18 protein-coding genes and 3 pseudogenes are annotated in these 23091 nt (G+C 69.9%); 14 read left to right on the top strand and 7 right to left on the bottom strand.

Features of this window, described 5'->3' with window-relative positions; translation table 11 throughout:
* The 5 genes and pseudogenes from ACZ4Z3_RS03065 to ACZ4Z3_RS03045 form a co-directional block, all read left to right on the top strand.
* Positions 1-466 (top strand): annotated as a pseudogene (locus ACZ4Z3_RS03065) (hypothetical protein); the annotation flags it as partial.
* A gap of 768 nt (positions 467-1234) precedes the next feature.
* Positions 1235-2035, top strand: a complete 801-nt coding sequence (locus ACZ4Z3_RS03060; protein WP_055711470.1) for an ABC transporter permease — start codon at positions 1235-1237, stop codon at positions 2033-2035.
* Positions 2028-2924, top strand: a complete 897-nt coding sequence (locus ACZ4Z3_RS03055; protein ID WP_468499381.1) for an ABC transporter permease — start codon at positions 2028-2030, stop codon at positions 2922-2924. Before ACZ4Z3_RS03060 ends, ACZ4Z3_RS03055 begins: the two co-directional genes overlap by 8 nt.
* 6 nt (positions 2925-2930) lie before the next feature.
* Entirely contained in the window at positions 2931-3923 is a 993-nt protein-coding gene (locus ACZ4Z3_RS03050; RefSeq protein ID WP_055711468.1) for an ABC transporter ATP-binding protein, read from the top strand.
* Positions 3924-3956: 33 nt separating this feature from the next.
* Entirely contained in the window at positions 3957-4676 is a 720-nt protein-coding gene (locus ACZ4Z3_RS03045) for a DUF1707 SHOCT-like domain-containing protein (protein WP_468499380.1), read from the top strand.
* Between the two features lie 64 nt (positions 4677-4740).
* Here the strand turns inward: ACZ4Z3_RS03045 and ACZ4Z3_RS03040 are convergent, their stop codons facing one another.
* The gene (locus tag ACZ4Z3_RS03040; protein WP_468499379.1) at positions 4741-6066 is read right to left on the bottom strand and encodes an SGNH/GDSL hydrolase family protein; all 1326 of its coding nucleotides are present in this window, start codon (positions 6064-6066) and stop codon (positions 4741-4743) included.
* A 219-nt stretch (positions 6067-6285) separates the two neighbouring features.
* On the opposite strand from ACZ4Z3_RS03040, the gene ACZ4Z3_RS03035 reads away from it, so the two are divergent.
* Together ACZ4Z3_RS03035 and ACZ4Z3_RS03030 are read left to right on the top strand one after the other, a co-directional pair.
* Complete coding sequence (locus ACZ4Z3_RS03035) at positions 6286-7701, top strand: DUF445 domain-containing protein (protein WP_468499378.1); 1416 nt, start codon at positions 6286-6288, stop codon at positions 7699-7701.
* Positions 7702-7758: 57 nt separating this feature from the next.
* Positions 7759-9222: an MFS transporter gene (locus tag ACZ4Z3_RS03030; protein WP_468499377.1), complete on the top strand. Its 1464-nt coding sequence runs from the start codon at positions 7759-7761 to the stop codon at positions 9220-9222.
* A gap of 242 nt (positions 9223-9464) precedes the next feature.
* Here ACZ4Z3_RS03030 and ACZ4Z3_RS03025 read toward each other — a convergent pair whose 3' ends face one another.
* Complete coding sequence (locus ACZ4Z3_RS03025) at positions 9465-9965, bottom strand: levansucrase (protein WP_468499376.1); 501 nt, start codon at positions 9963-9965, stop codon at positions 9465-9467.
* Between the two features lie 58 nt (positions 9966-10023).
* A complete protein-coding gene (locus ACZ4Z3_RS03020; RefSeq protein ID WP_468499375.1) occupies positions 10024-10533 on the bottom strand; it encodes a protease in 510 nt (169 codons plus the stop codon).
* A gap of 143 nt (positions 10534-10676) precedes the next feature.
* Between ACZ4Z3_RS03020 and ACZ4Z3_RS03015 the strand changes: the two are divergent.
* A pseudogene (locus tag ACZ4Z3_RS03015) lies at positions 10677-11626 on the top strand (GlxA family transcriptional regulator).
* A gap of 55 nt (positions 11627-11681) precedes the next feature.
* Here the strand turns inward: ACZ4Z3_RS03015 and ACZ4Z3_RS03010 are convergent.
* The gene (locus ACZ4Z3_RS03010; protein WP_468499374.1) at positions 11682-11984 is read right to left on the bottom strand and encodes a hypothetical protein; all 303 of its coding nucleotides are present in this window, start codon (positions 11982-11984) and stop codon (positions 11682-11684) included.
* A 184-nt stretch (positions 11985-12168) separates the two neighbouring features.
* On the opposite strand from ACZ4Z3_RS03010, the gene ACZ4Z3_RS03005 reads away from it, so the two are divergent.
* Positions 12169-12591 carry an Hsp20/alpha crystallin family protein gene (locus ACZ4Z3_RS03005; protein WP_468499536.1) on the top strand — a complete coding sequence of 141 codons (423 nt, stop codon included), beginning with the start codon at positions 12169-12171 and terminating at the stop codon, positions 12589-12591.
* Positions 12592-13092: 501 nt separating this feature from the next.
* Positions 13093-14694, top strand: coding sequence for a hypothetical protein (locus tag ACZ4Z3_RS03000; protein ID WP_468499373.1), 1602 nt, complete (start codon positions 13093-13095; stop codon positions 14692-14694).
* Positions 14695-14935: 241 nt separating this feature from the next.
* Here the strand turns inward: ACZ4Z3_RS03000 and ACZ4Z3_RS02995 are convergent, their stop codons facing one another.
* Positions 14936-15394 carry an ASCH domain-containing protein gene (locus tag ACZ4Z3_RS02995; protein ID WP_468499535.1) on the bottom strand — a complete coding sequence of 153 codons (459 nt, stop codon included), beginning with the start codon at positions 15392-15394 and terminating at the stop codon, positions 14936-14938.
* Between the two features lie 114 nt (positions 15395-15508).
* Positions 15509-15822, bottom strand: a pseudogene (locus ACZ4Z3_RS02990) (VOC family protein); the annotation flags it as partial.
* 198 nt (positions 15823-16020) lie between these two features.
* Here ACZ4Z3_RS02990 and ACZ4Z3_RS02985 point away from each other — a divergent pair.
* From ACZ4Z3_RS02985 to ACZ4Z3_RS02970, 4 genes are all read left to right on the top strand, one after another.
* The gene (locus ACZ4Z3_RS02985) at positions 16021-16683 is read left to right on the top strand and encodes a lysophospholipid acyltransferase family protein (RefSeq protein WP_468499372.1); all 663 of its coding nucleotides are present in this window, start codon (positions 16021-16023) and stop codon (positions 16681-16683) included.
* 253 nt (positions 16684-16936) lie between these two features.
* The gene (locus ACZ4Z3_RS02980) at positions 16937-17425 is read left to right on the top strand and encodes a carboxymuconolactone decarboxylase family protein (RefSeq protein WP_468499371.1); all 489 of its coding nucleotides are present in this window, start codon (positions 16937-16939) and stop codon (positions 17423-17425) included.
* A 481-nt stretch (positions 17426-17906) separates the two neighbouring features.
* Positions 17907-19178 (top strand): hypothetical protein, encoded by a 1272-nt coding sequence (locus ACZ4Z3_RS02975; protein WP_468499370.1) that lies wholly within the window; start codon positions 17907-17909, stop codon positions 19176-19178.
* Between the two features lie 185 nt (positions 19179-19363).
* Positions 19364-19780, top strand: coding sequence for a hypothetical protein (locus ACZ4Z3_RS02970; RefSeq protein WP_468499369.1), 417 nt, complete (start codon positions 19364-19366; stop codon positions 19778-19780).
* A 90-nt stretch (positions 19781-19870) separates the two neighbouring features.
* On the opposite strand, the gene ACZ4Z3_RS02965 is transcribed toward ACZ4Z3_RS02970, so the two are convergent.
* Positions 19871-22948, bottom strand: a complete 3078-nt coding sequence (locus tag ACZ4Z3_RS02965; protein ID WP_468499534.1) for a DEAD/DEAH box helicase — start codon at positions 22946-22948, stop codon at positions 19871-19873.
* Between the last annotated feature and the right edge of the window lie 143 nt (positions 22949-23091).

Below are 23091 nucleotides of genomic sequence, written 5' to 3'. Positions count from 1 at the left end.
GCCGGGCTTCGCCGAGCCGGGCTTCGCCGAGCCGGGCTTCGCCGAGCCGGGCTTCGCCGAGCCGGGCTTCGCCGAGCCGGGCTTCGCCGAGCCGGACTTCGCCGAGCCGGACTTCTCGGGGCGAGTGATGCTCAGCGGCATGGTCAGCTCGGCGTCGCTCTGCGGAGCACCCGCCCCGCCGGAGGTACGCCCGGCCGCGCCGCCGGACGCCGTCCCGGCGCTCGGCGAAGGCGACTTGCCCTCGCCGGGCGTGCCGTTCCGCTGCCCGGCCTCACGCCCCTGGGCCCCCGAACCGGAACCCCCGTCGGAAGACCGCCCCGAGGGGCCGCCCTTCGCGGGGCCGGACGGTCCACCCGAGGCCGCCCCCGTCCATCCGCCGGAAGCCGTGCCCGAAGTCGACCGCGCGTCGGAAGACCGCCCCGAGGGGCCGCCCTTCGTGGGGCCGGACGGCCCACCGGCCTGCTGAGCCGACCTCGACTGTCCGCCCGAGGCCGTGGCCGCACCGGGCCGTCCGTCCGAAGCCGAACCCGAAGCCGACCTCGACTGTCCGCCCGAGGCCGAGCCCGTGGCCGACCCCGACGGTCCACCCGAGGCCGCCCCCGTCCGTCCGCCCGAAGCCGTGCCCGAAGTCGACCGCCCGTCCGAAGCCGCACCCGGTTCGCGCCGTCCGCCGGACGCTCGGTCGGATGTGCCGCCGGTCGGCCGGTCGGCCGCTCCGTCGGTCGGCTGGTTCGGACGTCCGCCCGAGGGGCCGTCCGGGCCGTCGGCCGGGGGCGTGTCCGGGCGGTGGCCGGGCGACGAGCCGGGCCCGGTGTCGGTCGTCGGGGGCTCCGGGGGCGTGCCCGGGCGCGGCTCGGCGGGGTTCCGGGGCGTGCCCGGGGTCCGGCGCTCCGGTTCTCCCGGTGTCCGGCCCGGGCCGTTCCGCTTCGGCTGCGGCTCGTCGCTCATCGTGCTGCCGTGCTCCTGTTTCCGCGTCGTACGTTCATTTCCGTACGGCCTCGTACGCTTTGCGCCCGCTCCGGGCAAGTTCTGCACCCTTGAGTGAAGACACTCGTACCGGCTGATCCGTTCCCGGATACCGGCACGCGCCTCGTACGCCCCGGGAGCACCACCGCCCGGCCCGAAAACGCCTGGCACACCGATCCGGCCGCGGACTAGGCTTTCGCGCTTCGGCCCGGATCGGCCTCGGCCTCGGTCCTTCGCCTGACTCTTCGCAGCGGATGGGAGTTTCCTCGTGGGCACTGGGCGGTTGTACGCCGCCGTCGCCGCCGGTGGCTTCAGGCGGTACGCGACGTATCGGGTGGCCACCGCGGCGGGGGTGTTCACCAACACCGTCTTCGGCTTCATCCTCGCATACACCTACATCGCCCTCTGGCAGGAGAAGCCCCACCTCGGTGGCTACGACCAGGCGCAGGCACTCACCTATGTGTGGGTGGGCCAGGCGATGTTCGCGGTCATGGTGCTGGGAAGCGCCGGCTTCGAGGAGGAGCTCATCGAGCGGATCCGTACGGGTGACATCGCGGTCGACCTGTACCGGCCCGCCGACCTCCAGCTGTGGTGGCTCGCCGCCGACCTGGGCCGGGCCCTGTTCCAACTGCTCGGACGGGGTGTCGTTCCCATGCTGTGCGGTGCCCTGTTCTTCGATCTCGCGCTGCCGTCCAGTGCCCTGCCGTGGCTCGCCTGCCTCGTCGCGGTCGCCCTCGGGGCCCTCGTGAGCTTCGCGATCCGATACATCGTCGCCCTGTGGGCGTTCTGGCTTCTCGACGGCGCCGGAGCGATGCAGATCACCTGGCTCACGGGTGTCTTCTTCTCCGGCATGCTGCTGCCGCTGAACGTCTTCCCCGGCGCCCTCGGCGACCTCGCCCGCCTCCTGCCCTGGTCCGCGCTGCTCCAGGCGCCCGCCGACGTGCTGCTGGGCGAGGCCGACGTGTGGGGCACCTTCGCGTTCCAGGCGGGCTGGGCGGTCGTGCTGCTGGCGGTGGGGCGGCTGATCCAGTCGGCGGCGACACGGAAGGTGGTGGTCCAGGGTGGCTGACCTCGACGAGCGCCCGGTGACGAGGGTCACGGAGGCCAGGGAGGCCGCGGAGGACCCGTTCGGCGCGTACGGCCCGTACAGCCGGCTCCGGGACGGGCTGCGTGCCTACCGCATGATCGCGGCCATGTGGATCCGCTCCACGATGGCGTACCGCGCCTCCTTCGTGATGACGGCCTTCGGCAACTTCGCCGCCACCGCCTTCGACTTCGTCGCGATCCTGCTGATGTTCTCCCAGGTCGACGAGTTGGGCGGTTTCACCCTGCCCGAGATCGCCCTGCTGTACGGCACGTCCGCGATCGCGTTCGGTCTCGCCGATCTGATGATCGGATCCATGGACCGGCTCGGGCGCCGGGTCCGCGACGGCACGCTGGACACCCTGCTCGTCCGGCCCGCTCCGGTGCTGGCGCAGGTCGCCGCCGACAAGTTCGCGCTCAGGCGCCTCGGCCGGGTCACCCAGGGCGCCCTGGTCCTCGGCTACGCGCTGGCCACGCTGGACATCGCCTGGACGCCGCTGAAGGTGCTGATGCTCCCGATGATGGTGGTCAGCGGCGGCATCATCTTCGGGGCGGTGTTCGTCGGGGGCGCGGCCTTCCAGTTCGTCGCGCAGGACGCCTCCGAGGTGCAGAACGCCTTCACGTACGGCGGTGCCACGCTCCTGCAGTACCCGCCGGCCCTCTTCGCCAAGGACCTGCTGCGCGGTGTGACGTTCGTCCTGCCGCTGGCCTTCGTCAACTGGCTGCCCGGGCTGTACGTCCTGGGCCGCCCCTACCCGCTCGACGTGCCCCACTGGCTGGCGTTCGCGCCGCCGCTGGTGGCGGCGGCCTGCTGCGCGCTCGCGGGCGCGGCGTGGCGGGCGGGACTGCGTTCGTACCGGAGCACGGGGAGTTAGGGACACATGGACGAGCGGTTCATCGAACTCGACCGGGTCGAGAAGGTCTTCGACGTCCGGAGGAAGACCGGGTTCCTGCGGCGGGAGCGGCGTGAGGTGCGGGCCGTGGACTCGATCTCCTTCACCGTGCCGCGGGGCGAGATGGTCGGCTACATCGGCCCGAACGGCGCGGGGAAGTCCACCACCATCAAGATGCTGACGGGGATCCTGACCCCGAGCGGCGGCCGGGTGCGGGTCGCGGGCATCGACCCGTCCCGTGAACGGACGCGGCTGGCCCGCCGGATCGGTGTCGTCTTCGGGCAGCGCACCACCCTGTGGTGGGACCTGCCGCTGATCGACTCGTACCGGCTGATGCACCGCATGTACCGCATCCCCGACGCCCGTTACCGCGAGAACCTGGACCGCTGCGTCGAACTCCTCGAACTGGGCGACCTGCTGGACGTGCCCGTGCGGCAGCTCTCCCTCGGGCAGCGCATGCGCGGCGACATCGCGGCCGCGCTGCTGCACGACCCCGAGGTGCTGTACCTGGACGAGCCGACGATCGGGCTCGACGTCATCAGCAAGGCGAAGGTCCGCGCGTTCCTGAAGGACCTCAACACCGAGCGCGGCACGACCGTGCTGCTCACCACGCACGACCTCCAGGACATCGAGCAGTTGTGCCGCCGGGTGATGGTCATCGACCACGGCCGGCTGATGTACGACGGTCCGCTGACGGGGCTGCACGAGGTGGGGGAGAGCGAGCGGACCCTCGTCGTCGACCTGGAGCGCGAGCTGCCCCCGATCGAGGCGGCGCCCGCCCGGGTCGTACGGGTGGAGGGGCCCCGGCAGTGGCTGGCGTTCCCGGCGTCGGAGTCGGCGGCGCCGCTGGTGGCGCGGATCGCGTCGGAGTATCCGCTGGTGGACCTGTCGGTGCGGGAGCCGGACATCGAGGCGGTGATCGCCCAGATGTACGCGCAGCAGGCGGAGCGGGTGGGGGAGTCGGGGCAGTCGGTCTCGTAGCCGGGGGCCGGGGTTCCTCGTAGGCTGAGCCGTATGACGGACGATCTCCCGGACCTGCCGGCCGCCGCGGACCTCCGTGCCTCCGACGCCGACCGCGAGCGGGTCGCCGAGCAGTTGCGGGACGCCCTCGCGGAGGGGCGGCTCGACATGGAGGAGTTCGGGGAGCGGCTGGACGCCACCTACCGGGCGCGCACCTACGGTGAGCTGGCGCCGATCACCCGTGATCTGCCGGGCGCCCAGGCGGTGGCGCCGCCGTCCGTCTCCCTGGTGAAGGATCCTGCGGAGAGCGGCAGTTGGGCCGAGCGGATCGTCGGCGGGCAGGGCTCGTCGACGTGGGGCGTGGCGGTGATGTCCGGCTTCGAGCGCAAGGGCCGCTGGACGGTGCCCGAGCGGTTCGACTGCTTCGCGTTCTGGGGCGGCGGTGAACTGGACCTGAGGGACGCCTACTTCGCGGAGCGCGAGGTCACCATCAACTGTGTGGCCGTCATGGGCGGGATCAATGTGATCGTGCCGCCCGGCGTCGAGGTCGTCGTCCGGGGCATCGGCATCATGGGCGGCTTCGACCACCGCGAGGAGGGCGAACCGGGCGAGCCCGGCGCCCCTCGCGTGGTCATCACCGGGTTCGCCTTCTGGGGCGGCGTCGGCGTCGAGCGCAAGCTCCCCAAGGCCGAGCGCCAACGGCTGAAGGAGGCCCGGCGACAGGAACGACTGGAACGCCGCCAGGCCCGTCGCGAACTGGGCAAGGGCCACTGAGGCGACCCGGCCGCCCCGTGGCCCCGGCGACCCGGCCGCCCTACAGGTCGGCCGGGAGCGCGCCCTACAGGTCGGCCGGGACCGCGCCCTTCAGTGCCTTCAGGTCGAAGACCTGAGCCATGCGCTCGTAGCCCTTGTCGCTCGGGTGGAGGTGGTCGCCCGAGTCGTAGTCGGAGCGCAGCCGGCCATGGGCGTACGGGTCGCGGAGCGCCTTGTCGAAGTCGACGACCGCGTCGAACACCTTGCCGGAGCGGATGCGGGCGTTGACGGCCTGGCGTACGGACTCGCGCTGGTCGGTGTAGCCGCGGTGGCCGTTGAACGGCATCAGCGTGGCGCCGACGACGCGCAGACCCCGCGCGTGCGCCAGGTCGACGAGCCCGCGCAGGCCGGCGACGATCGTCTCGGGGTCGGCCTGGCCGGGGTTCTTCAGGATGTCGTTGACGCCCAGGTCGATGACGACGGCCTTGACGCCCGTACGGCCGAGCACGTCGCGCGGGAAGCGGGACAGGCCGCTGGGGTTGTCGGCGGGGCGGCCCCGCCCGTTGGCGAGGACCTGGTTGCCGCTGATGCCCTGGTTGACGACGGTGTAGCGGGGCACGTCGGAGGAGCCGGCGGCGGCCCGCAGCCGGTCGGAGAGGACGTCCGTCCAGCGGCGGTTCTCCCCGACGGTCGAGGTGATCCCGTCGGTGAGCGAGTCGCCGAGGACCACGACGGTGCCCGCGGACTCCCTGCTCAGCACGTCCAGCGCGGTGACGTACCGCCAGTGCATGCTCTGCGTGGTGTACGGCGTCCCGGTGACGTCCGCCGCCTGGTCGCCCTCGGCGGTGTACGAGATCTGCCGGGCGTGGGCGTGATAGGTCGTGGGCCCGGACGGTGTGGGTGAGTAGGTGGTGATCAGTACGTCGCTGTCGTGCGGGATGGCGATCCGTACGACATCGCTGACCACCTGCTGACCTGCGGCGATGACCACGGTCGTGCGTCCGCCGAAGGTGAGCCGGCGCATGGTGTCGGCCGCTGCCGCCGGGCTGTTCACCGCGGCGGCGACCGCGAGCGAGGCATGGGTGACGGTCAGCGGCTGCTGGCCGTAGAGATTGGACAGCGTGACGCGGGCACTCGTACCCGCGGCGGAGCTGTGCACGACGTTGCGCACCGAGCGGCCGGCGAGGCCGTTGGTCTCGGTGCCCGGCTCGGATCCGCTCGGTGACGCCGACCAGGCGCCCACCCAGACCCCGGTGGAGGCGGGGGCGGCGGAGTTGCGTGGCGCGGCGGCGAACGTCTCCTGGCGCCGGCTGCCGTCGTCGATGCCGACTCCGACGTATATGGCCGCCGAGACGGCGACGATCAGGGCGGTCATGGCCGCCAGCAGTGCATAACCGTAACGCTTGGTCATGCGGTGTGTGGCTCCTTGGGCAATGGAGCCCCGAGGCTCCGTGGTGATCACCCCATGATGCGGCATGGGATGGGGGCGGTCAGCGAGAACCCCCATCGGTTCCCCCGTCCGGACAGACGCGGGGAACTCCTGTCGCGTTCCAGGAGTACGACATGCAGTAGGTCACCAAGGGACCGAGAAGGGGACAATGTGCACGGGGGACAGGAACGGGTGGAGTGAATGAACCGTACGGAACCGGAAGAGAACGGCACCCCGGGACAGCGTTCCCTCCCCGGTGGCGCCGGGAACCAGGTGACGGATACCACGTCGGGCGCGCGGGCGGCGGCGGACGCGCCCGGCGGTTCCGGTGCGCCTCGTGTGTCGCATCGCACGATGACCACGTTCAGCGCGGCCGACGAGGAGAAGCAGCGGGGCGTGCGGCGGATGAAGCTGACCGCCGCCGGGCTGCTGCTGTTCGTGGCCGTGGTGTACGTCCTGGCGAAGTGGGCCTCCCACGAGGGCGCCGGAGCCTGGGCGGACTATGTCGCGGCGGCGGCCGAGGCGGGCATGGTGGGTGCGCTGGCGGACTGGTTCGCCGTTACCGCCCTGTTCCGGCACCCTCTCGGCCTGCCCATCCCGCACACCGCGATCATCCCCCGCAAGAAGGACCAACTGGGCGTCACACTCGGTGAGTTCGTCGGGGAGAACTTCCTCTCCGAGGACGTGGTCAGGCAGCGGCTGCGGGCCGTCGGCATCGGCAGCCGGCTCGGCGCGTGGCTCGCCGAGCCGCAGAACGCCGACCGGGTGACCGAGGAGTTGGCGACCGCGATGCGCGGCGCCCTCACGGTGCTGCGGGACACCGATGTGCAGGCCGTGGTCGGGGAGGCCATCACCCGGCGGGCCAACAGCCAGGAGATCGGGCCCGGCATAGGGAAGATGCTGGAGCGGATCGTCACCGACGGCGGCCACCGGCGGGCCGTGGACCTGATCTGCGCCCGCGCCCAGAACTGGCTGATCCTCCACGACGACCAGGTCATGGACGCGGTCGAGGGCGGCGCCCCCGGCTGGACGCCGCGCTTCGTCGACAGGCGGATCGGTGAGCGCGTCTACAAGGAACTGCTCCGTTTCGTCTCCGAGATGCGGGACTCGCCCACGCACCCGGCGCGCGGCGCCCTGGACCGCTTCCTCACGGACTTCGCCCGGGACCTGCAGTCCGACACCGACACCCGCGCGCGGGTGGAGCGCCTGAAGGGCGAGGTGCTCGACCGGGGCGAGGTGCAGGACCTCATCGCCTCCGCCTGGACCGCCGTACGCGCCATGGTCGTGTCCGCGGCCGAGGACGAGCGCAGCGAACTGCGGCTGCGGGTGCGGGCGTCGCTGCTGTCCCTGGGCACGCGGATGGCCACCGAGCCGTCGGCGCAGGCCAAGGTCGACAGGTGGGTCGAGGGCGCCGCCGTCCACGTCGTCACCACCTACCGCAAGGAGATCACCTCCCTCATCACCGACACGGTCGCGGCGTGGGACCCCGAGCACACGACGAAGAAGATCGAGGCCAACATCGGCCGTGACCTGCAGTTCATCCGCATCAACGGCACGGTGGTGGGTTCCCTTGCCGGGCTGCTGATCTACACGGTGTCGCGGGCGCTGGGGGCGTAGTCCTCCCTCCTCCGGGCACTCGGACGCGGTTCGCTCGAGGAGGAGGGGGCCGCACAGATGGCCGTAACCGAACGGAAGTCATCGCAGGGGACAGCTACCGTCACCACCGCCGTACCCGCGCGCCTGGACCGTCTGCCCTGGTCGCGCTGGCACTGGATGGTGGTGATCGGACTCGGCACGGTGTGGGTCCTCGACGGCCTGGAGGTCACCGTCGTCGGCAACATCGCCGGGCGGCTCTCCGAGCAGGGCAGCGGTCTGCCGATCAGCTCCGCGCAGGTCACGGGCACGGCGGCGGCCCTGTACGTGGCGGGCGCCTGTGCGGGCGCCCTCTTCTTCGGCCGGCTCACCGACCGCTTCGGACGCAAGAAGCTGTTCATGGTGACACTGGCGGTCTATCTCGGCGCCACCGCGCTGACGGCCGTCTCCTTCTCCTCCTGGTGGTTCTTCCTCTTCCGCTTCCTCACCGGCTTCGGCATCGGCGGGGAGTACGCGGCCATCAACTCCGCGATCGACGAACTGATCCCGTCCAAGTACCGGGGCCGCGTCGACATCGTCATCAACGGCAGCTTCTGGCTCGGCGCGATCGGGGGCTCACTGCTGTCGATCGTCGCCCTGGACACGGACCTCTTCGCGGCGAACGTCGGCTGGCGGCTGACGTTCGCGCTCGGTGTGGTGCTCGGCCTGGTGATCCTGCTGGTCCGCCGGAACGTCCCGGAGAGCCCCCGCTGGCTGCTGATCCACGGCAGGGAGCAGGAGGCGGAACAACTGGTGGCGGACATCGAGGGGCAGGTCGAGGCCGAGAAGGGCCGCCGACTGCCCGCACCCGCCGAGGAGATGACGATCCACCAGCGCAAGAGCATCGGCTTCGGCACCATCGCCCGTACCGTCTTCTCCCGCTACCGCCGCCGCGCCGTCCTCGGCTTCTCCCTCTTCATCGGGCAGGCGTTCCTCTACAACGCGATCACCTTCGGCTTCGGCGCGATCCTCACCACGTTCTACGACGTCCCCACGTCCGACACCGGCTACTACTTCGCGTTCATCGCCGCCGGCAACTTCCTCGGCCCGCTGCTCCTCGGCAAGCTGTTCGACACGGTCGGCCGCCGGGTGATGATCTCGTCGACGTATCTGCTGTCCGGTGTCCTTCTCTTCGGCACGGCCTGGCTGTTCGACCGGGGCACGCTGGACGCGGTCACGCTCACGGTGTGCTGGTGCGTGGTGCTGTTCTTCGCGTCGGCCGGCGCGAGCAGCGCGTACCTCACGGTCTCCGAGGTCTTCCCCATGGAGACCCGGGCCATGGCCATCGCGTTCTTCTACGCGATCGGCACGGCTGCCGGTGGCATCAGCGGCCCGCTGGTCTTCGCGGACCTGACGGAGTCCGGCGCCGTCGGCGACACGGTGCTGGCGTTCCAGATCGGCGCGGGGTTGATGTGCGCGGCGGGGCTGGTGGCGGCGTTCCTCGCGGTGCGGGCGGAGCGGAGGTCGTTGGAGGAGGTCGCGCGGCCGCTGTCCGCGGCGGGGTGAGGGGGCCGGGGGCGCCTAGTAACTCGGGGGTGCGGGTTCGTTGGCGGGTGCGGGTTCGTTGTGGTTTCTCGCGCAGTTCCCCGCGCCCCTGAAGGGAGCGGGCCTGCGGCCCGCCCCTTCATGAAAAGCACGGGGCGCAGCCCCGGTCGCTTTTCAGGGGCGCGGGGAACCGCGCGAACAACCCCCACTCACCCGCACCCGCCGAACAAGCAGTGCCCCCCGAGCTATGAGGCGCCCGCCGCTCACCCGTAGAAGTACCGCGCGGCCTTGCGCTCGAAGTACGACGAGTACACCAGCCCGATCGCCGGCGTCCCCCGATACGTGCCGACGTACTGCTGCGCACTGTCCACCACGACCGGCCGCGCCATACACGCCCACTTGTTGCGCTGCTCGGCCTCCGCCCACCGCACGGCCGCCGGATCGACCCGGTCGCTGACCAGCACGGGAAAAGCCGCGACCCCGTTCTGCAGCCCGGCCGGCAACCCACCCTTCGTCTTCTTCGCGTACGCCAGCACCTGATCCGTGAACGTCGCGATGGCCGGGATGGTTATCTCCGGGACCGCCGCCGCCACGGTGAACAGGTGCAGCTTCGTCCCCATCCAGCGCCACTTGAAGTCGGCCCGCCGCCCGACCAGTACGGGCACTCCGGCCCAGTCCTCCCACCAGGTACGGCACTCATCGGCGGCGAGACGGGCCCCCAGGGAGGCGACGTAGGACTGCGAGGCGGACTGCTGTGGATGCATGGCCGGATCATGCCCGCCCTGGCCGGATCGCGAAAGGCGGGGTGAGGCCAAGGTTGTGCTAAGCCCCGGTCGTGGACCCGGGCCGCACGATCATCAGCACCGTCACGGTGGCCCACAGCAGGTTGAACACACCCGTGAACATGGCCAGTCGTGCCGTGGTCCTGACGCTCACCGCCGACCCGACGGTGACCGCACCCTCGCCCTTGTCCCCGGGCACGGGCCCGGCCGCCGTCACCCCGTCCAGGATCTCCTCCTGCCGAGGCAGCACCAGCGCCAGCAGCACCATCGCCGCGAGTGCCGTCAGCAACATCGACGCGATCAGCCAGGCGTCGCCGAGCACCCCCATGCTCATCGCCGTGACGAAACCGAGCACGGGCACCGCGATACCGACACCGCCGTACACCCGGCAGATCCGGTGCAACAGCCGCAGCGACGACACCGCCCGCTCGCTGCCGGGCTCGGCCAGCGCCTTGCGGGCGCTCGGCGGGAACATGCTGGCCGCGACGGTGATCGGCCCCACGGCGACGATCGCGGCGAGGACGTGGAGGGAGAGCAGCAACTTGGTCACGCTGGGACGCTAGGGCGCGCGACGAGCCGGTAGAAGTGGCGGGATTGCCAGGACTCAACGGATTCTCGCCAGGGGTGCGCTGGGTGAACGGGGATAGTGGGCCTCTGCTTGGCGAGAACCCGGCGGAGCCCTACGCTCCCGCCATGCACACCGTGGCCGTACTGGCGCTCGACCAGGTCATCCCGTTCGATCTCTCCGCCCCGATCGACACGTTCGGGTGGGCCCGGCTGCCGGACGGCCGGGAGGCGTACCGGGTGCGGGTGTGCTCGCCGACGGGGGACACGGAGGTGCCGGCGGGGCCGTTCACCGTGCGGGCACCGTACGGGCTGGAGGCGTTGGCGGAGGCCGACACGATCATCCTGCCGGGGACGGCGGACCCGACCGCCCCGCTCCCGCCGGGCGTGGCGGAGGCGCTGCGCGCGGCGGCGGCCGACGGGACGCGTATCGCCTCGGTGTGCGTCGGCGCTTTTCTCTTCGCGGCGACGGGCCTGCTGGACGGGCTGCGCGCCACGACCCACTGGATCGCGGCCCCTGACCTGGCCGCACGGCACCCGGAGGTGACTGTCGACCCGAACGTCCTCTACGTCGACAACGGCCAGTTCCTGACCTCGGCGGGCGCCGCCGCGGCGCTGGACATGTGTCTGCACATGATCAGGAAGGACTACGGTTCGGCGGTCGCCGCGTTCACCGCGCGGATGTGCGTCATGCCACTGGAACGCGAGGGGGGCCAGGCCCAGTTCATCGTCCAGGACCAGCCCCCGGCCCCGGCCGGCGCGACCCTGGAGCCCCTGCTGCGCTGGCTGGAGGCGAACGTGGAGCGGGATCTCACGCTGGACGACATCGCCGCCCATGCCGACACCAGCACCCGTACGCTGAACCGCCGCTTCCGGGAGCAGACGGGCCGACACCGCTGCAGTGGCTGCACCGGGCGCGGGTCCGCCGGGCCCAGTACCTCCTGGAGTCCACCGACCACACGGTCGACCGCATCGCCGGCCAGGCGGGCTTCGGCTCCCCGACGGCCTTCCGCGACCGGTTCAAGAAGGTCGTCGGGACCAGCCCGTACGCGTACCGGCGCGCGTTCCGGGGGGAGTAGTCCTGGGGGAGTAGCCGTATCGGGCGAGCGCGGGCAGGGGCTCGGACGCTTCGCGTCATGCCCGGCGGTCGGCCACCACCCAGGACGCGAGGGCCATCGCTCCGGCCACGCCGAACACCGCGGGCCAGGCGCCCACCTTCTTCGCCAGGGGATGCGACCCGGCGAACGCGGCGACGTACCCGGCGGTCAGGGCGCCCGCGGCCCTGCCTCCGGCCGCCCGCTGCCACTGCTGGGCCGCCGCGGCGCCGGCGACGGCCAGTACGGCCCCGCCCAGCTGCCGCTTCTTCGTCCAGCGGGCCACCCCGTACCCGCCGATGAGCCCGCTCGCGGCCACCGCCGCCGCAGGAACCTTCGCCATCGTCCGCCTCCTGGTCGTCGCAGCGCCGGCTGTCGCGCGCTGTCGCCCCGAGGCTAACCCTTCTAGCACTCCACTCGCCGAAGCTGAGTCGAGGCTTGTCAACTTTCCTCCTCGGCGTTATATAAGAAGGCGTAGGAAATCACCGGGCATCGCATCCAGTGCCTGATGAGAGGAGTGACCCGTGATGCTCATGCGTACCGACCCGTTCCGTGAGTTCGACCGGCTCGCGCAGCAGGTGTTCGGCACCGAGAACCGGCCGGCCGTCATGCCGATGGACGCCTACCGGGCCGGCGACGACTTCATCGTCCACTTCGACCTGCCGGGCGTGGACCCGGAGACCATCGACCTGGACGTCGAGCGCAACGTCCTGAACGTCCGCGCCGAGCGCCGCTCCCCGGCCCCCGAGGGAGCCGAGCTGGTCGCCGCCGAGCGCCCGACGGGTACGTTCACCCGTCAGCTCTTCCTCGGCGACACCCTCGACGCCGAGCGCGTCGACGCCTCCTACGAGGCCGGCGTCCTCACGCTGCGCATCCCCATCGCGGAGAAGGCCAAGCCGCGCAAGATCCAGATCAGCGGCGGCAGCGAACGGCGCCAGCTCGACCGCTGACCGGCCGGCCCGACCCGGCCGTGGGGGCACCGGTCCGCGCCGACGGACGGCGCGAACGTCCGGTGCCCCCGGCTTCCATTGACGAGCCGGACATCGCCCACCGGCGGGCGATGTCCGGCTCGCTGTTTCATGGCCGTCGGTGGGGCACGTCGGCGGCTCGCCTTTCCACCGGCCGTACCGGCGCCCAGGGTCCCAACACCGCACGCCTGACGGCGAGATGCTGCTGGACCATCTCCTCGGTTGTCGGCTCACTCACGCTTCGCGGCCGATTTCGAGGCATCCGGCAAGGTGCGGGCCGCTCTGCACGGCGAGTGTGACTCACGTCACTGCATGGAGTCGCCGGAAGTGGATGGAGGCGTTCGCCAGGGCTGGCATGCTCATGCATAGCTACTGGACGGTAACCGTCGGTCATCTGGTGCCGCCGTGTCATGCGCGCGGCCCTGCCGTCATGCCGCCCCCGTGTAAGCGCACCCCCCACCACACCGATCCCGAGGATCACGCGTGCACAAGCTCAGACGACATGCCCTGCTCTCGGCCCTCTCGGCGATCACCGTCGCCACCCTCGTGGCCACCGGCTGCTCCAACGGCTCGTCATCCACCGCCGACAAGGCGCGTGCGGCGGCGGTCGAGACCCCCGAGGCCGCGGCGGCGGGGGAGCAACTCGCCGTCGTCTCCGCCCCGACCGACGGGGCCACCCCCACGGCCGTGGCCGACGGGAACGCCGTCGACCAGGGCAAGGCGAAGAAGTCCACGCTCAAGGTCGCGTCGTACGACAGGAAGACCGGCCGCGCGGTCATCGCGGCGCCGCCCGCGCGGGGCACGGAGCCGACGGCGGACCCGTCGCCGTCGAAGTCGGCCGCCACGGGGCGGGGGGCGGAATCGGACGCCGAGTCGGGTGCCGAGTCGGGCGCGGCGGCGGACCAAGGCGCGGGTGCGGAGCGGGACGCGGGGTCTGCCGGTGAGGGCTCCGGGTCCGAGCGGGGCTCCGCGTCGGGTTCGGCCCCTGCGTCCGTCCCGGCGGCGGGCTCGCGCCCCGTCGCCGTCGGCGATGTCATCGCCAGCGCCCCCGCCCCCGGCGCCCCCGACGGCCTGCTCGCCAAGGTGACGGACGTCGTCGGCACGACGGAGGACGGCAGCGGTACGACCGTCCAGACCGAGCCGGCCGAACTCAACTCCGTCCTGGGCGAGAGCAAGGCGGACGGCACGGTCCCCGTCGACCCCTCCACCATGGACATCGACCCGCTCGTCGAGGGCGTGAAGGTCTCCTGGGCGAAGACCGGTGACCTCACCTTCGGCCCGCAGGGCGCGAAACTCCCGCTCGGCAGCCTCCGTATCGACGTGGGCGCCGCCGTGGAGACAGCGGCCGGTGCCCCCGCCTCGGCCGCCGCGTCCGTCCACGGCTTCGTCCAGCTCGCCCCCGAGGTCGCCTTCTCGTACGACGGCTCCGGAGCCGGTACGGGGGCCGCGCCCGGCGGAGCGTTCCTGGGGCTGACCGGCGACTGGGCGTCGAAGTGGTCGCTCAAGGGCCGCGCGGCCGGGACGACCGACGGCAAGCCGGTCCGCGTCCCGTTCGCCGAACTCCACGCCGACCCCGTCATCCAGGTCGGCCCGGTCCCGATCGTCGTCAACCTGGACCTCGTCTGCTACTTCCAGGTGAACGCCGACGGCCGCGTCACCGTCGACGTCGAGCAGGACGTGAAGGGCGACTTCCGCGTCGGCGGCAACTTCACCTGGGCCAAGGGCTGGACAGGCGTGAGCGAGTCCGACATGACCGGCGAGCCGCTGAAGGCGACCGTCACCGCCACCGGCAAGGTCAAGGCCGCGCTGGGCGCCGAGGCCACGATCGGCCTCTACGGCACGGTGGGCGTGACCGCCGACCTCGCCCCGTACCTGCGCGCCGAGGCCGACGCCACGGCCGAGGGCTCCGCGAACGGCACCGGCTCGGCGAAGGGTTCCTGGGCGCTCTACGGAGGTGTGGACCTCACCGGCACGCTGAACATCCAGCTCTCCATATTCGGCACCCCGATCTTCCAGAAGAAGATCCCGCTGGGCGCCCTCCAGAAGGAGTGGCTGCTGACGAAGGGCGAGGCGGCGACGACGTAACGCTTCGCTTCCCCGAGCGAGAAGGGCGCTCTCGTGAGAAGGGGGCTCTTGGCCGAGGCGACGCCGCCCCTGTGCGCCGACCGGATGGTGGGGGACATCCGAGACGGCGCCGGCCAAGAGCCCCCGCGCGCTGCCGACTTGGGGCGGGCGGTAGAGGGACCCGCACCGTTGGTGTCGGGTGGACCTGACGGACTGGTAGGGGCCGTTTCCTCGCAGGGAGCCCGGGCGGGATGCCGACTGGTCACGTACGCCGCGGCTCGGCGGGACGAAGGTTGGTGGGCCGAAGGTGGTCGGGACGAAGGTCGGCGACGAGGCGGAACCGTTCCAGGACGGCCGGTGTCGTGTCGTCCACGGTGAAGCCGGGATCCCCCAACGCGGTACGCATCTCCTCGCTGTGCCAGAACCGCTCGTGCCCCTCCCGCCACTCGGCCACGCTGGTGTGCCCCTCCCCTTCGTCCACGACATGGGCGAGGTCCACGTCCGCCAGCGGGACGACACGCACCCCGGTCACCTCGATGACGGCGACGGGCCGCTCGTCGGAGTCCACGACCACGGACCGGTCCCCGACGGCCGGCAGAGCCTCCCCCTCGTGCTCGTAGTCGACGACGAGCCCGGTGGTGGAGGTCTTGGCCCCGTCGAGGATGGCGGCGACGAGCCGATCCCGCAACGGACCGGGAAAGGCGAACTCGGCGGTGGGCAACGAACCGACGTCCGCGAGCGCCCCATAATCCGGACGACCAACCGACCCCCCTCCAACGACCGACTCCCCTTCCTCCGCCGACCCCACTGCAGTCACCGAACCCGGCCCGCTCATCGCGAGGCGCTCGGACGCACTACGAAGGACGCAGAACTCATTGCCTTCGGGATCGGCGAGGACGGCCCAGCCGGCCCCGTCGGGTTGCCGTCGATCGGCGACGAACGTGGCGCCGAGCCCCAACAGCCGCTCGTCTTGGGCTCCGGCACCTGGTTGAAGTAGAGGACCGGCCCGTCGGACAGCATCACCTGAGTCTCGTGGTCTCCCGGCCGTGCGTCGGGATGCACGGGGCAACCGGTCACCGCGCTCCAGAACCGAGCCAACTCGTAGGCGTCCGCACAGTCGATCGCCACGTTCTCCAGTACCGAGGTCATGCGGGTGAGCCTGGCGGAGCGGAGACGTGCCCCGCCACCGAATTCAGATGGGCCGTACCGCAGTCGACCGGATGGGTACGGCGCCCCCGCCAACTGAGTAGGAGCACTCAGGCCCGCGGACGGGAACCGCACCGACGATGGGGATCACCCTTCACATCACTCATCTCACTCATCGAAGTGCAAGTCCAGGAGACCCGCATGCTCAGCCGCCTCGCCGACGTCCTGGTACCGACCGTTGGACGCCTCACGGTGACCGCCGACGCGGACGCCGTGCTGGCACCGGGCAGCATCATCGTCGCGAACCACACGTCGCTCGCGGACCCGGCCATAGTCCTGGCCGCGCTGCACCGCCTGGACGTCCACCCGGTGGTGATGGCGGCGGCGGGCCTGTGGCGCATCCCGCTGCTGGGCCGCGCCCTCAGCCGCGAGGGCCACATACCGGTCCACCGCAACGACCCCCGCGCCGCCCGGGCCCTGGACCTGGCGGCAGCCGCGCTGCGGGAAGGCCGCCTGATCCTCATCTACGCCGAGGGCGGCATCCCCACCCGCAAGGACGCGTCCGAAGCGCCCCCGGCCCCGTTCCGCACGGGCCTCTCCCGCCTGGCCCAACGCACCGGCGCCCCGGTCATCCCGGTAGGCCAGGCAGGAGCCCGCCGCGTCACGTCAGGCAACCCGGCGAAGCAACTGGCGGGCCTGGCCACGGCCCCACTCCGCCGCCCGGACCTCCACGTCCACGTGGGCGCTCCGCTGAGGCTGACCGGCGAACACGCCGCGAGCACGAAGCAGGCGCACGGCGCGGTGACGGCGGCTTGGCGGACGGCGGCGGGGCGGTTGGGGGAGGCGGCGGCGCTGGTGGCGTAGTGCGTTTCGGGGTGTTATCCGTGGTGGAGCTGGCGCGGGAATGAGGTTCGCGTTCAACTTCTGACCGATAGGGATGCCCGGCCGCGCCCGCCCGGCGGAGCACGTTCGCCATCGACCCGAAGCGCCCAGGAAAAACTTTCCCGGATTCCTGTCACATCTCCGTACGCCCATCCGTCAGGGCTGTGAGGACGCCAATCAGGCGGATCCATGCCGGTGCAAGCCGATGCGAAGCCCGATGCGAAGGAGAGCAGTCATGACGAACACCTCCATCTCCCGGATGCCCAACCCGGCCGAGTTCGTACCCGAGTTGAACGACATCAGCGCCGCCCTCTTTCGAGCCACGGGCAACCGCTCGGTGCCGCGCACGACGATGAGCCTCGTCCACCTGCGCGCCGGGCAGATCGTCGGCAACACCTACCTGACCATCCTGAACACCGGTTTCCTGCGCAAGGCCGGAGTGTCCGAGGAGCGCATCACCGCCGTCTCCTCCTGGCAGGACGCCCCGTACTTCACCGACGCCGAGCGCGCCGCCCTCGCCCTTGTGGAGGCCACCCTCCAGCCGGCCCCGCACGGCACGGAGCGCGTCTCCGACGAGCTGTACGCCGAGGTGGCGAAGCACTACGACGAGAAGGCGCTGGCCACCCTCACCATCGCGATCGGCCAGATCAACTTCTTCATCGCCCTGGCCGTCATCGGCAAGCCGCAGCCGGTCACGTCCCTCGCGGACGAGCAGTGGGACTGACCGGGGCGCCCCTCGCCCCGGCGGCCCCACCAGGCACAGTGTTCAGTGGAAACGTGATCACGCTGGCAGGGGATGATCGGGAGGGTTTCAAAGCTCGCGATCAAGAGACGGAGCCCCCGGCGCTGGAAGCGATTTGTCAATCGATCGCAAGGTGGTCAAAGAGCCCCGCCGGGGGACATTCTCGGTGGGGCTCCTGCACTGCTTGATACGTGCCGACGGGAAGATCGCGAATGAGGCGATTTCCGTCGCGGCGTCCGGGAGCATGCCCTTGACCTGCGGAAACTGTCGTCCGGGCGTCGGCCACTTCTCCGGCAGGTGGACCCACTGCACTCCGGAGGCCGCCCTGCCGCTCGCCCACGTGCTCGTCGTGGGCGCTTCGACTCCGGTCGGACCGCAATTGCTTCGCCCCGGGGCACGCCAGATTCGTATCCTGAAGCGCGTCCGCAGAGAGCAGACCGGTCCGCATCGGAGGCGTCCCCCGTTGACCACGGATCTCAGTTCCGTCACCGGCGTCCGTCAGAGCCTCGCAGTCATCCTGCCCGTGCGTCTCACCGTCCCTCCCACGTGGCCGACCGGACCGATCCCCTTCGGCCTGGGCAGCCGTCGTACCGATGTCTCCACACGGCAGACGTACTTCAACGCGGCTGCCGCCCGCGCCCTGTACGGCACCACCGAACGGCCGTGCCGCTGGCACCGGTTCATGGACATACGGCACGAGGCGCTGTGGCTGCGAGGGATCGAGCTACTGCTTACCGCCACCGCGCGACACCCGCACCAGGCACTCGCCGTGCTGCACTTCGACATCGAGGGGCCCGCGCTCCTGGAGACGCTGCGCGCCATCACCAACCGTCGGCCCGCAGATCCGAACCCTCTCGAAGGCCCGCTGTCCCCGGCATTGCTCCTCGACGGCGTCGCGGAGACGCGCGTTGTCACGGCCCCGTTCGCCCTTGCCCACCCCTACACGGTCGCCTTCCTCACCCCCGACGCGCACCACACGCCCGCGCTTCGCAGTGCCGACCGGCTCCCCGAGACCGCCGACCGGTGGCTGTGGTCCCTCGCATCCCGCTCCACAGAGACCGATTTCCCCGTACCGCTGGAGGCATGGCCGGACCGGACCGCTCAGACGCTTCGACTCTCCGCCGACTGGAGCGCCCTGGTACTGCGCCACGGGGCCGCCTTCCTCGGCCATCGCGCCGATTCGGGGGACGGCGACTTCTACGCCTTCGCAGAACTGCACTGCCGTACCGTGTACCTCGACGCCCTGCTGCTCGGCACCATCCAGCGTGACCACATCGACGAGCTGACGGACAGTCTGTCCGGCATCTTCGACGGCCCGAAACTCGCTCGCCGGGTCTCCGCTCTGGAACGGCACATTGCGGGCTTCCGCAGTACGTACTGGCGTCAGCACCTCACGGCTCACGGCCCGGCCAACGACCTGTTGCTGTCGTTTCAGGCGCAGTACCGTCTGCCGGCCCGATTCGGCGAGATCCTCGCCGAGGCGGCCGAGTACGCCCGTCTGGTGCAGACGCAGGAGAGCCAGCAGATCGCGGGAGCTCTGGGCGTTCTGACCATCCTGGGTCTTCCCTTGGGCACTGCGCTGAGCATTCTCCAAGTACTCGACATGAAGGGCTTCACCGCCCTTGTCGTGGCGCTCGTCGCCGCCCTGGCGACCACTGCCCTGGCCCTTACCACCCGCTACGGCCGCTTGGTCGTGTCCTCGCTGCGGGGCAGAAGCCCCGGCGACGTCCGCTGACGGTACGACGGACGGTATGGCCGGTCCGACAGGCGCCTTCACCTAAAACGACTCGTCTCGCTGACTCGACCCTGATCGTGGTGAAGGCGGTGCTGTTGGGCTGCGGGTTTGAGAAGGCGGTGGCCCAGCGCAACCATCGAGTGCTGCCGGTCCAACTCCCGTGGTCGGACAACCTTGTACGGGACGTGTCCACTCGCCTGCTCGACGTCGCGGTGTACAACGAGCAGCGGTCGCTCCGTCTGCTCGAATCGGACCAGGAGATCAGCGACCGGGTGGTGACAGTGGGGCGGGTCGGCTACTCGATGGGTGGCCGCAACTTCTATCTCCTCGCAGCCCGCGACGGGCGCTGGGGCGGAGTGACGGCCGAGGAGTTTCTGGAGAGTCCCGCCGGTGCTCAGATCGCGGTGCCCAAGCGCAGCGACATGTTCGACAACCTGCTGTCGGCGCTGTCGACGGACGAGGCGGGCCTGGCCGACATGGGGGTGAGCATTCTCGACGTTCCTCATCACCTCGGCCTGCACTGGGTGAGAGCCCACGGACGTGCCGCCGACGGCATCCTCGATCGGGCCCGGAGCCGCTTCGAGGCGGAGGCGTCCACGTAGGATGCTCCGCCTTCGGCGGTGATGCTGCTGAGCGGGCTGACCGTTTGGGCGGGGCTTGTAGGTGATCACCTGTGGGCAGTGGGGCCGCTATCAGCTGGTGATCGCCGAATACGTCCAGACATCGGCCGGAAGCCTGTGCCTCAGGCGCCAGGTGATCGCCATCGGCTTGCTGCCGGTGTGCTCCACGTACGTCGCGGGACCGAGGAGCATCCAGGGGTGCGCCTTGCCGATGTCGGTGTCCTTGTATCGACGCATGAACAGCAGGACGTGACTACCTTCCTGCGCATGTCGCTGATACCGCAGGCCTGTGGGGGAGTTCTCGGCGGTGGCGTTCTGGGATTCCCAGTGGAAGAGCGTGGGACTCAAGGCATAGTCCTTGTAGCGGACCGTGGGAGAGAAGTCCTTTTCGTTCTTCTCCATGGTGATCAGCAAGGCGTCGGTCTTGATGTCCTCCACCCACTGCACGCCTTGCGCGAAGGATCTGGGCATCTGGCCGCCGAAGCGAGCCACCCCAAGCGCAGCCAGTATCTCGGAACGGTTGTAGGCGCTGTGTACCTTCAGCGGGATGTCGCTGTGCGGGCCTGAGAGGGGAATCGGGAAATGGTCGTACTGTTCCATGACGTACGACAGCACTTGGCGTAGTTCGTCGCGGAACACCGGCTGGGAACGCAGGGATTCAAGCCCCTGCTGGAAACTGGTGAAGCCGCCTGCGTTGTCCCAGAGATTGAAGAACAGCATGCGGGCATACGCCTGATCAGTCGGCGGCAGCTTCTCGTACGTGGGGGCGTCATCGGCAAGGAGGCGAAGGTAGGCCTGCGCGCGGTCGTGGTCGTCTACGTGTAGGAAGGCGTGGACGCGTTTGAGGAGTGCCGCTTCCCCAGATGGCGCCGGTTCAGTGATCTCGCCGGTCTTCCGGAGAACGGTGGTCCAGGAGTTGTCACTCTTGTAGAGCTCCTTGATTTCTCGGCGACTCTCACGGAGATAGTCGGCGAGGCGCGGAGTGCGATAGTCCTTGACCTCCTTCACCAACGTCTTGACGGTTGCGCCGATCTGGGTGCGGATGTTGTCGAGCACCAGATCCTTGGACTTACCTTCCAAAATGATTTGGCAGCCCGAGGGAAGCTGTGGGAAGTCGTGCTCGATGTGGTCGACGAGCCGGTTCCGGGACAGGTTCGTCAGGGCTCGGAACTGCTCTTCGAAGCGGAACTCCGCCCGGTGCTGGCCGATGAAGTCGAGGACGGTGAGGACGGGTTTCGTCTCAGTGCGCCGCAGGCCTCGCCCCAACTGCTGGAGGAAGACCGTCGCGCTGCTGGTGGGGCGGAGGAGCAGCAAGGTGTCGACATCGGGGATGTCGAGGCCCTCGTTGAACAAGTCGACCGAGAAGATCACCTGAAGCTTGCCGTCCCGTAGGTCGGCCAGAGCCTGCGCCCGATCGACGGTGCTTGAATCGCTGTCGAGCGCTACGGCTTGGAAGCCGGCCTGCCGGAAGAAGTCCGCCATGAAGTGCGCATGCAGCTTGGTCACACAGAAGCCGAGAGCCCGCATGGCTCCCGGATTGGACACCTTGTCGCGGATCTGCTTGATGACGATGCGGGCGCAGGCATGATTACCTGTATAGATGTTTTCGAGGTCGCGATCGGCGTATGAGCCCTTCTGCCAGCTGATGTTGGTCAGGTCGGTCCCATCGGGGATCCCGAAGTAGTGGAAGGGGCACAGGAGATCATTCTCCAGGGCCTCCCATAGCCGCATCTCGGCTGCGATACGGCCGTCGAAGAACTCGTCTTGGACGTTGAGCCCGTCCATCCGCTCAGGCGTCGCGGTGAGGCCCAGGAGCTGCTTCGGCTTGAAGTGCTCAATGACTCGGCGGTAGGTGCTTGCCGTAGCGTGATGGAACTCGTCGATCACAATGACGTCGAAGTGATCGGCGGCGAGTTGCTCAAGCCGTTGGAGATTGAGGGATTGGACGCTGGCGAAGACGTGATTCCACTCGCGCGGGTCCTGGCCGCTGTAGAGGAGCTCGCCGAATGAGGCGTCGTCGAGCACCTCGCGGTACGTACGCAAGGACTGCTTGAGGATCTCCTTGCGGTGGGCTACGAACAGCAACCTGGGATTCCCGTTTCCCAGAGTCTTTCTCAGGTTTCGGTAGTCCAGGGCCGCCATGACTGTCTTGCCGGTCCCGGTTGCTGCAACCAGGAGATTGTGGTGCCGACCGCGGATTTCCCGCTCGACACGGAGGCGTTCGAGCATGTCCTGCTGATGCGGGAAGGGGCGGACCTCAAGCCCTGACAGGCTGATCTTGAGATCGGTCGTGGCTCCTGACCCGCTGGCCTGAGACAGTGCCCGGTCGAGGCGCTCACCGTCAGCGTCCGGGTCATACAGTTCGAAGGCGCTGTCGTTCCAGTACGCGTCGAAGGTCGCCTCGAACTTGTTGAGCACTGCGGGAGTGGCAACCGATGACAGGCGTACGTTCCACTCCAGCCCGTCGAGTAGGGCCGCCTTCGAGAGGTTGGAGCTACCGACGTACGCCGTGTCGAAACCGCTGTTGCGTCGGAACAGCCATGCCTTCGCGTGCAACCGCGTGGAACGAATCTCGTAGTTGACCTTCACCTCCGCGCCGAAGTCACGGACGAGACGGTCGAGTGCGTGGCGGTCGGTGGCGCCGATATAGGTGGTCGTGATGACACGGATCGGGACGCCACGTTCCTTTGCCGCGCGGAGCGAATCTTCGAGTACGCGCAGGCCGTACCACTTCACGAAGGCGCACAGCAGATCGATCCGGTCTGCTGTGGCCAGTTCGGCGCGCAACTCACTGCCGAGGCTGGGGTCCTCAGGGGAGTTGGTGATGAGTGCGGTCTCGGAGAGTGGGGTGAGGGGGCGGATCGCGTAGACGCCGGGAGCCTCTTGCTCGGCCAGGGCCAAGAGCTGGCGAGGGCCGTCGGCGATGAGCTCGACAGCGTCACCGGCGTCTTGCTCAGGTGCGTCGGATGCGAGCGCCCCGATGATTTGGTTGGCCAGTGCGACCCGCTTGCCGTGTGGTAGCTGGCTGAGCTTGCGCCCTATGGCCTGGCCGATGTGCCGGGCAAGCACATGCGGGGACGATTCTTCACTGACGTCAGCGTCGATGGCCTTCCAACCGGCGGACCCCAACTGCTCCATCTGCGCCTGCATGCGCCGCGTGACGAGCTCCTCGTACACACCCGCGACGGGCTGTGACAGATCCCCCGGCTGAGCCACGCTGACTCCCTCGATCGCTCGTTCAGCAACGGCACTGTTGTAACAGCTGCCACGGACAATCGGTGGAGAAGCGGCGT

This window comes from Streptomyces sp. NPDC030296, assembly GCF_055572815.1.
This window is presented reverse-complemented; position numbering and strand designations above follow the sequence as displayed.

Coding starts and splice junctions, on each gene's coding strand:
- ACZ4Z3_RS03050 (WP_055711468.1), top strand. CDS start 2,931: ATGGACGAGCGGTTCATCGAACTCGACCGGGTCGAGAAGGTCTTCGAC.
- ACZ4Z3_RS03045 (WP_468499380.1), top strand. CDS start 3,957: ATGACGGACGATCTCCCGGACCTGCCGGCCGCCGCGGACCTCCGTGCC.
- ACZ4Z3_RS03040 (WP_468499379.1), bottom strand. CDS start 6,066: ATGACCAAGCGTTACGGTTATGCACTGCTGGCGGCCATGACCGCCCTG.
- ACZ4Z3_RS03035 (WP_468499378.1), top strand. CDS start 6,286: ATGAACCGTACGGAACCGGAAGAGAACGGCACCCCGGGACAGCGTTCC.
- ACZ4Z3_RS03030 (WP_468499377.1), top strand. CDS start 7,759: ATGGCCGTAACCGAACGGAAGTCATCGCAGGGGACAGCTACCGTCACC.
- ACZ4Z3_RS03025 (WP_468499376.1), bottom strand. CDS start 9,965: ATGCATCCACAGCAGTCCGCCTCGCAGTCCTACGTCGCCTCCCTGGGG.
- ACZ4Z3_RS03010 (WP_468499374.1), bottom strand. CDS start 11,984: ATGGCGAAGGTTCCTGCGGCGGCGGTGGCCGCGAGCGGGCTCATCGGC.
- ACZ4Z3_RS03005 (WP_468499536.1), top strand. CDS start 12,169: ATGCTCATGCGTACCGACCCGTTCCGTGAGTTCGACCGGCTCGCGCAG.
- ACZ4Z3_RS02985 (WP_468499372.1), top strand. CDS start 16,021: ATGCTCAGCCGCCTCGCCGACGTCCTGGTACCGACCGTTGGACGCCTC.
- ACZ4Z3_RS02980 (WP_468499371.1), top strand. CDS start 16,937: ATGACGAACACCTCCATCTCCCGGATGCCCAACCCGGCCGAGTTCGTA.
- ACZ4Z3_RS02965 (WP_468499534.1), bottom strand. CDS start 22,948: ATGCAGGCGCAGATGGAGCAGTTGGGGTCCGCCGGTTGGAAGGCCATC.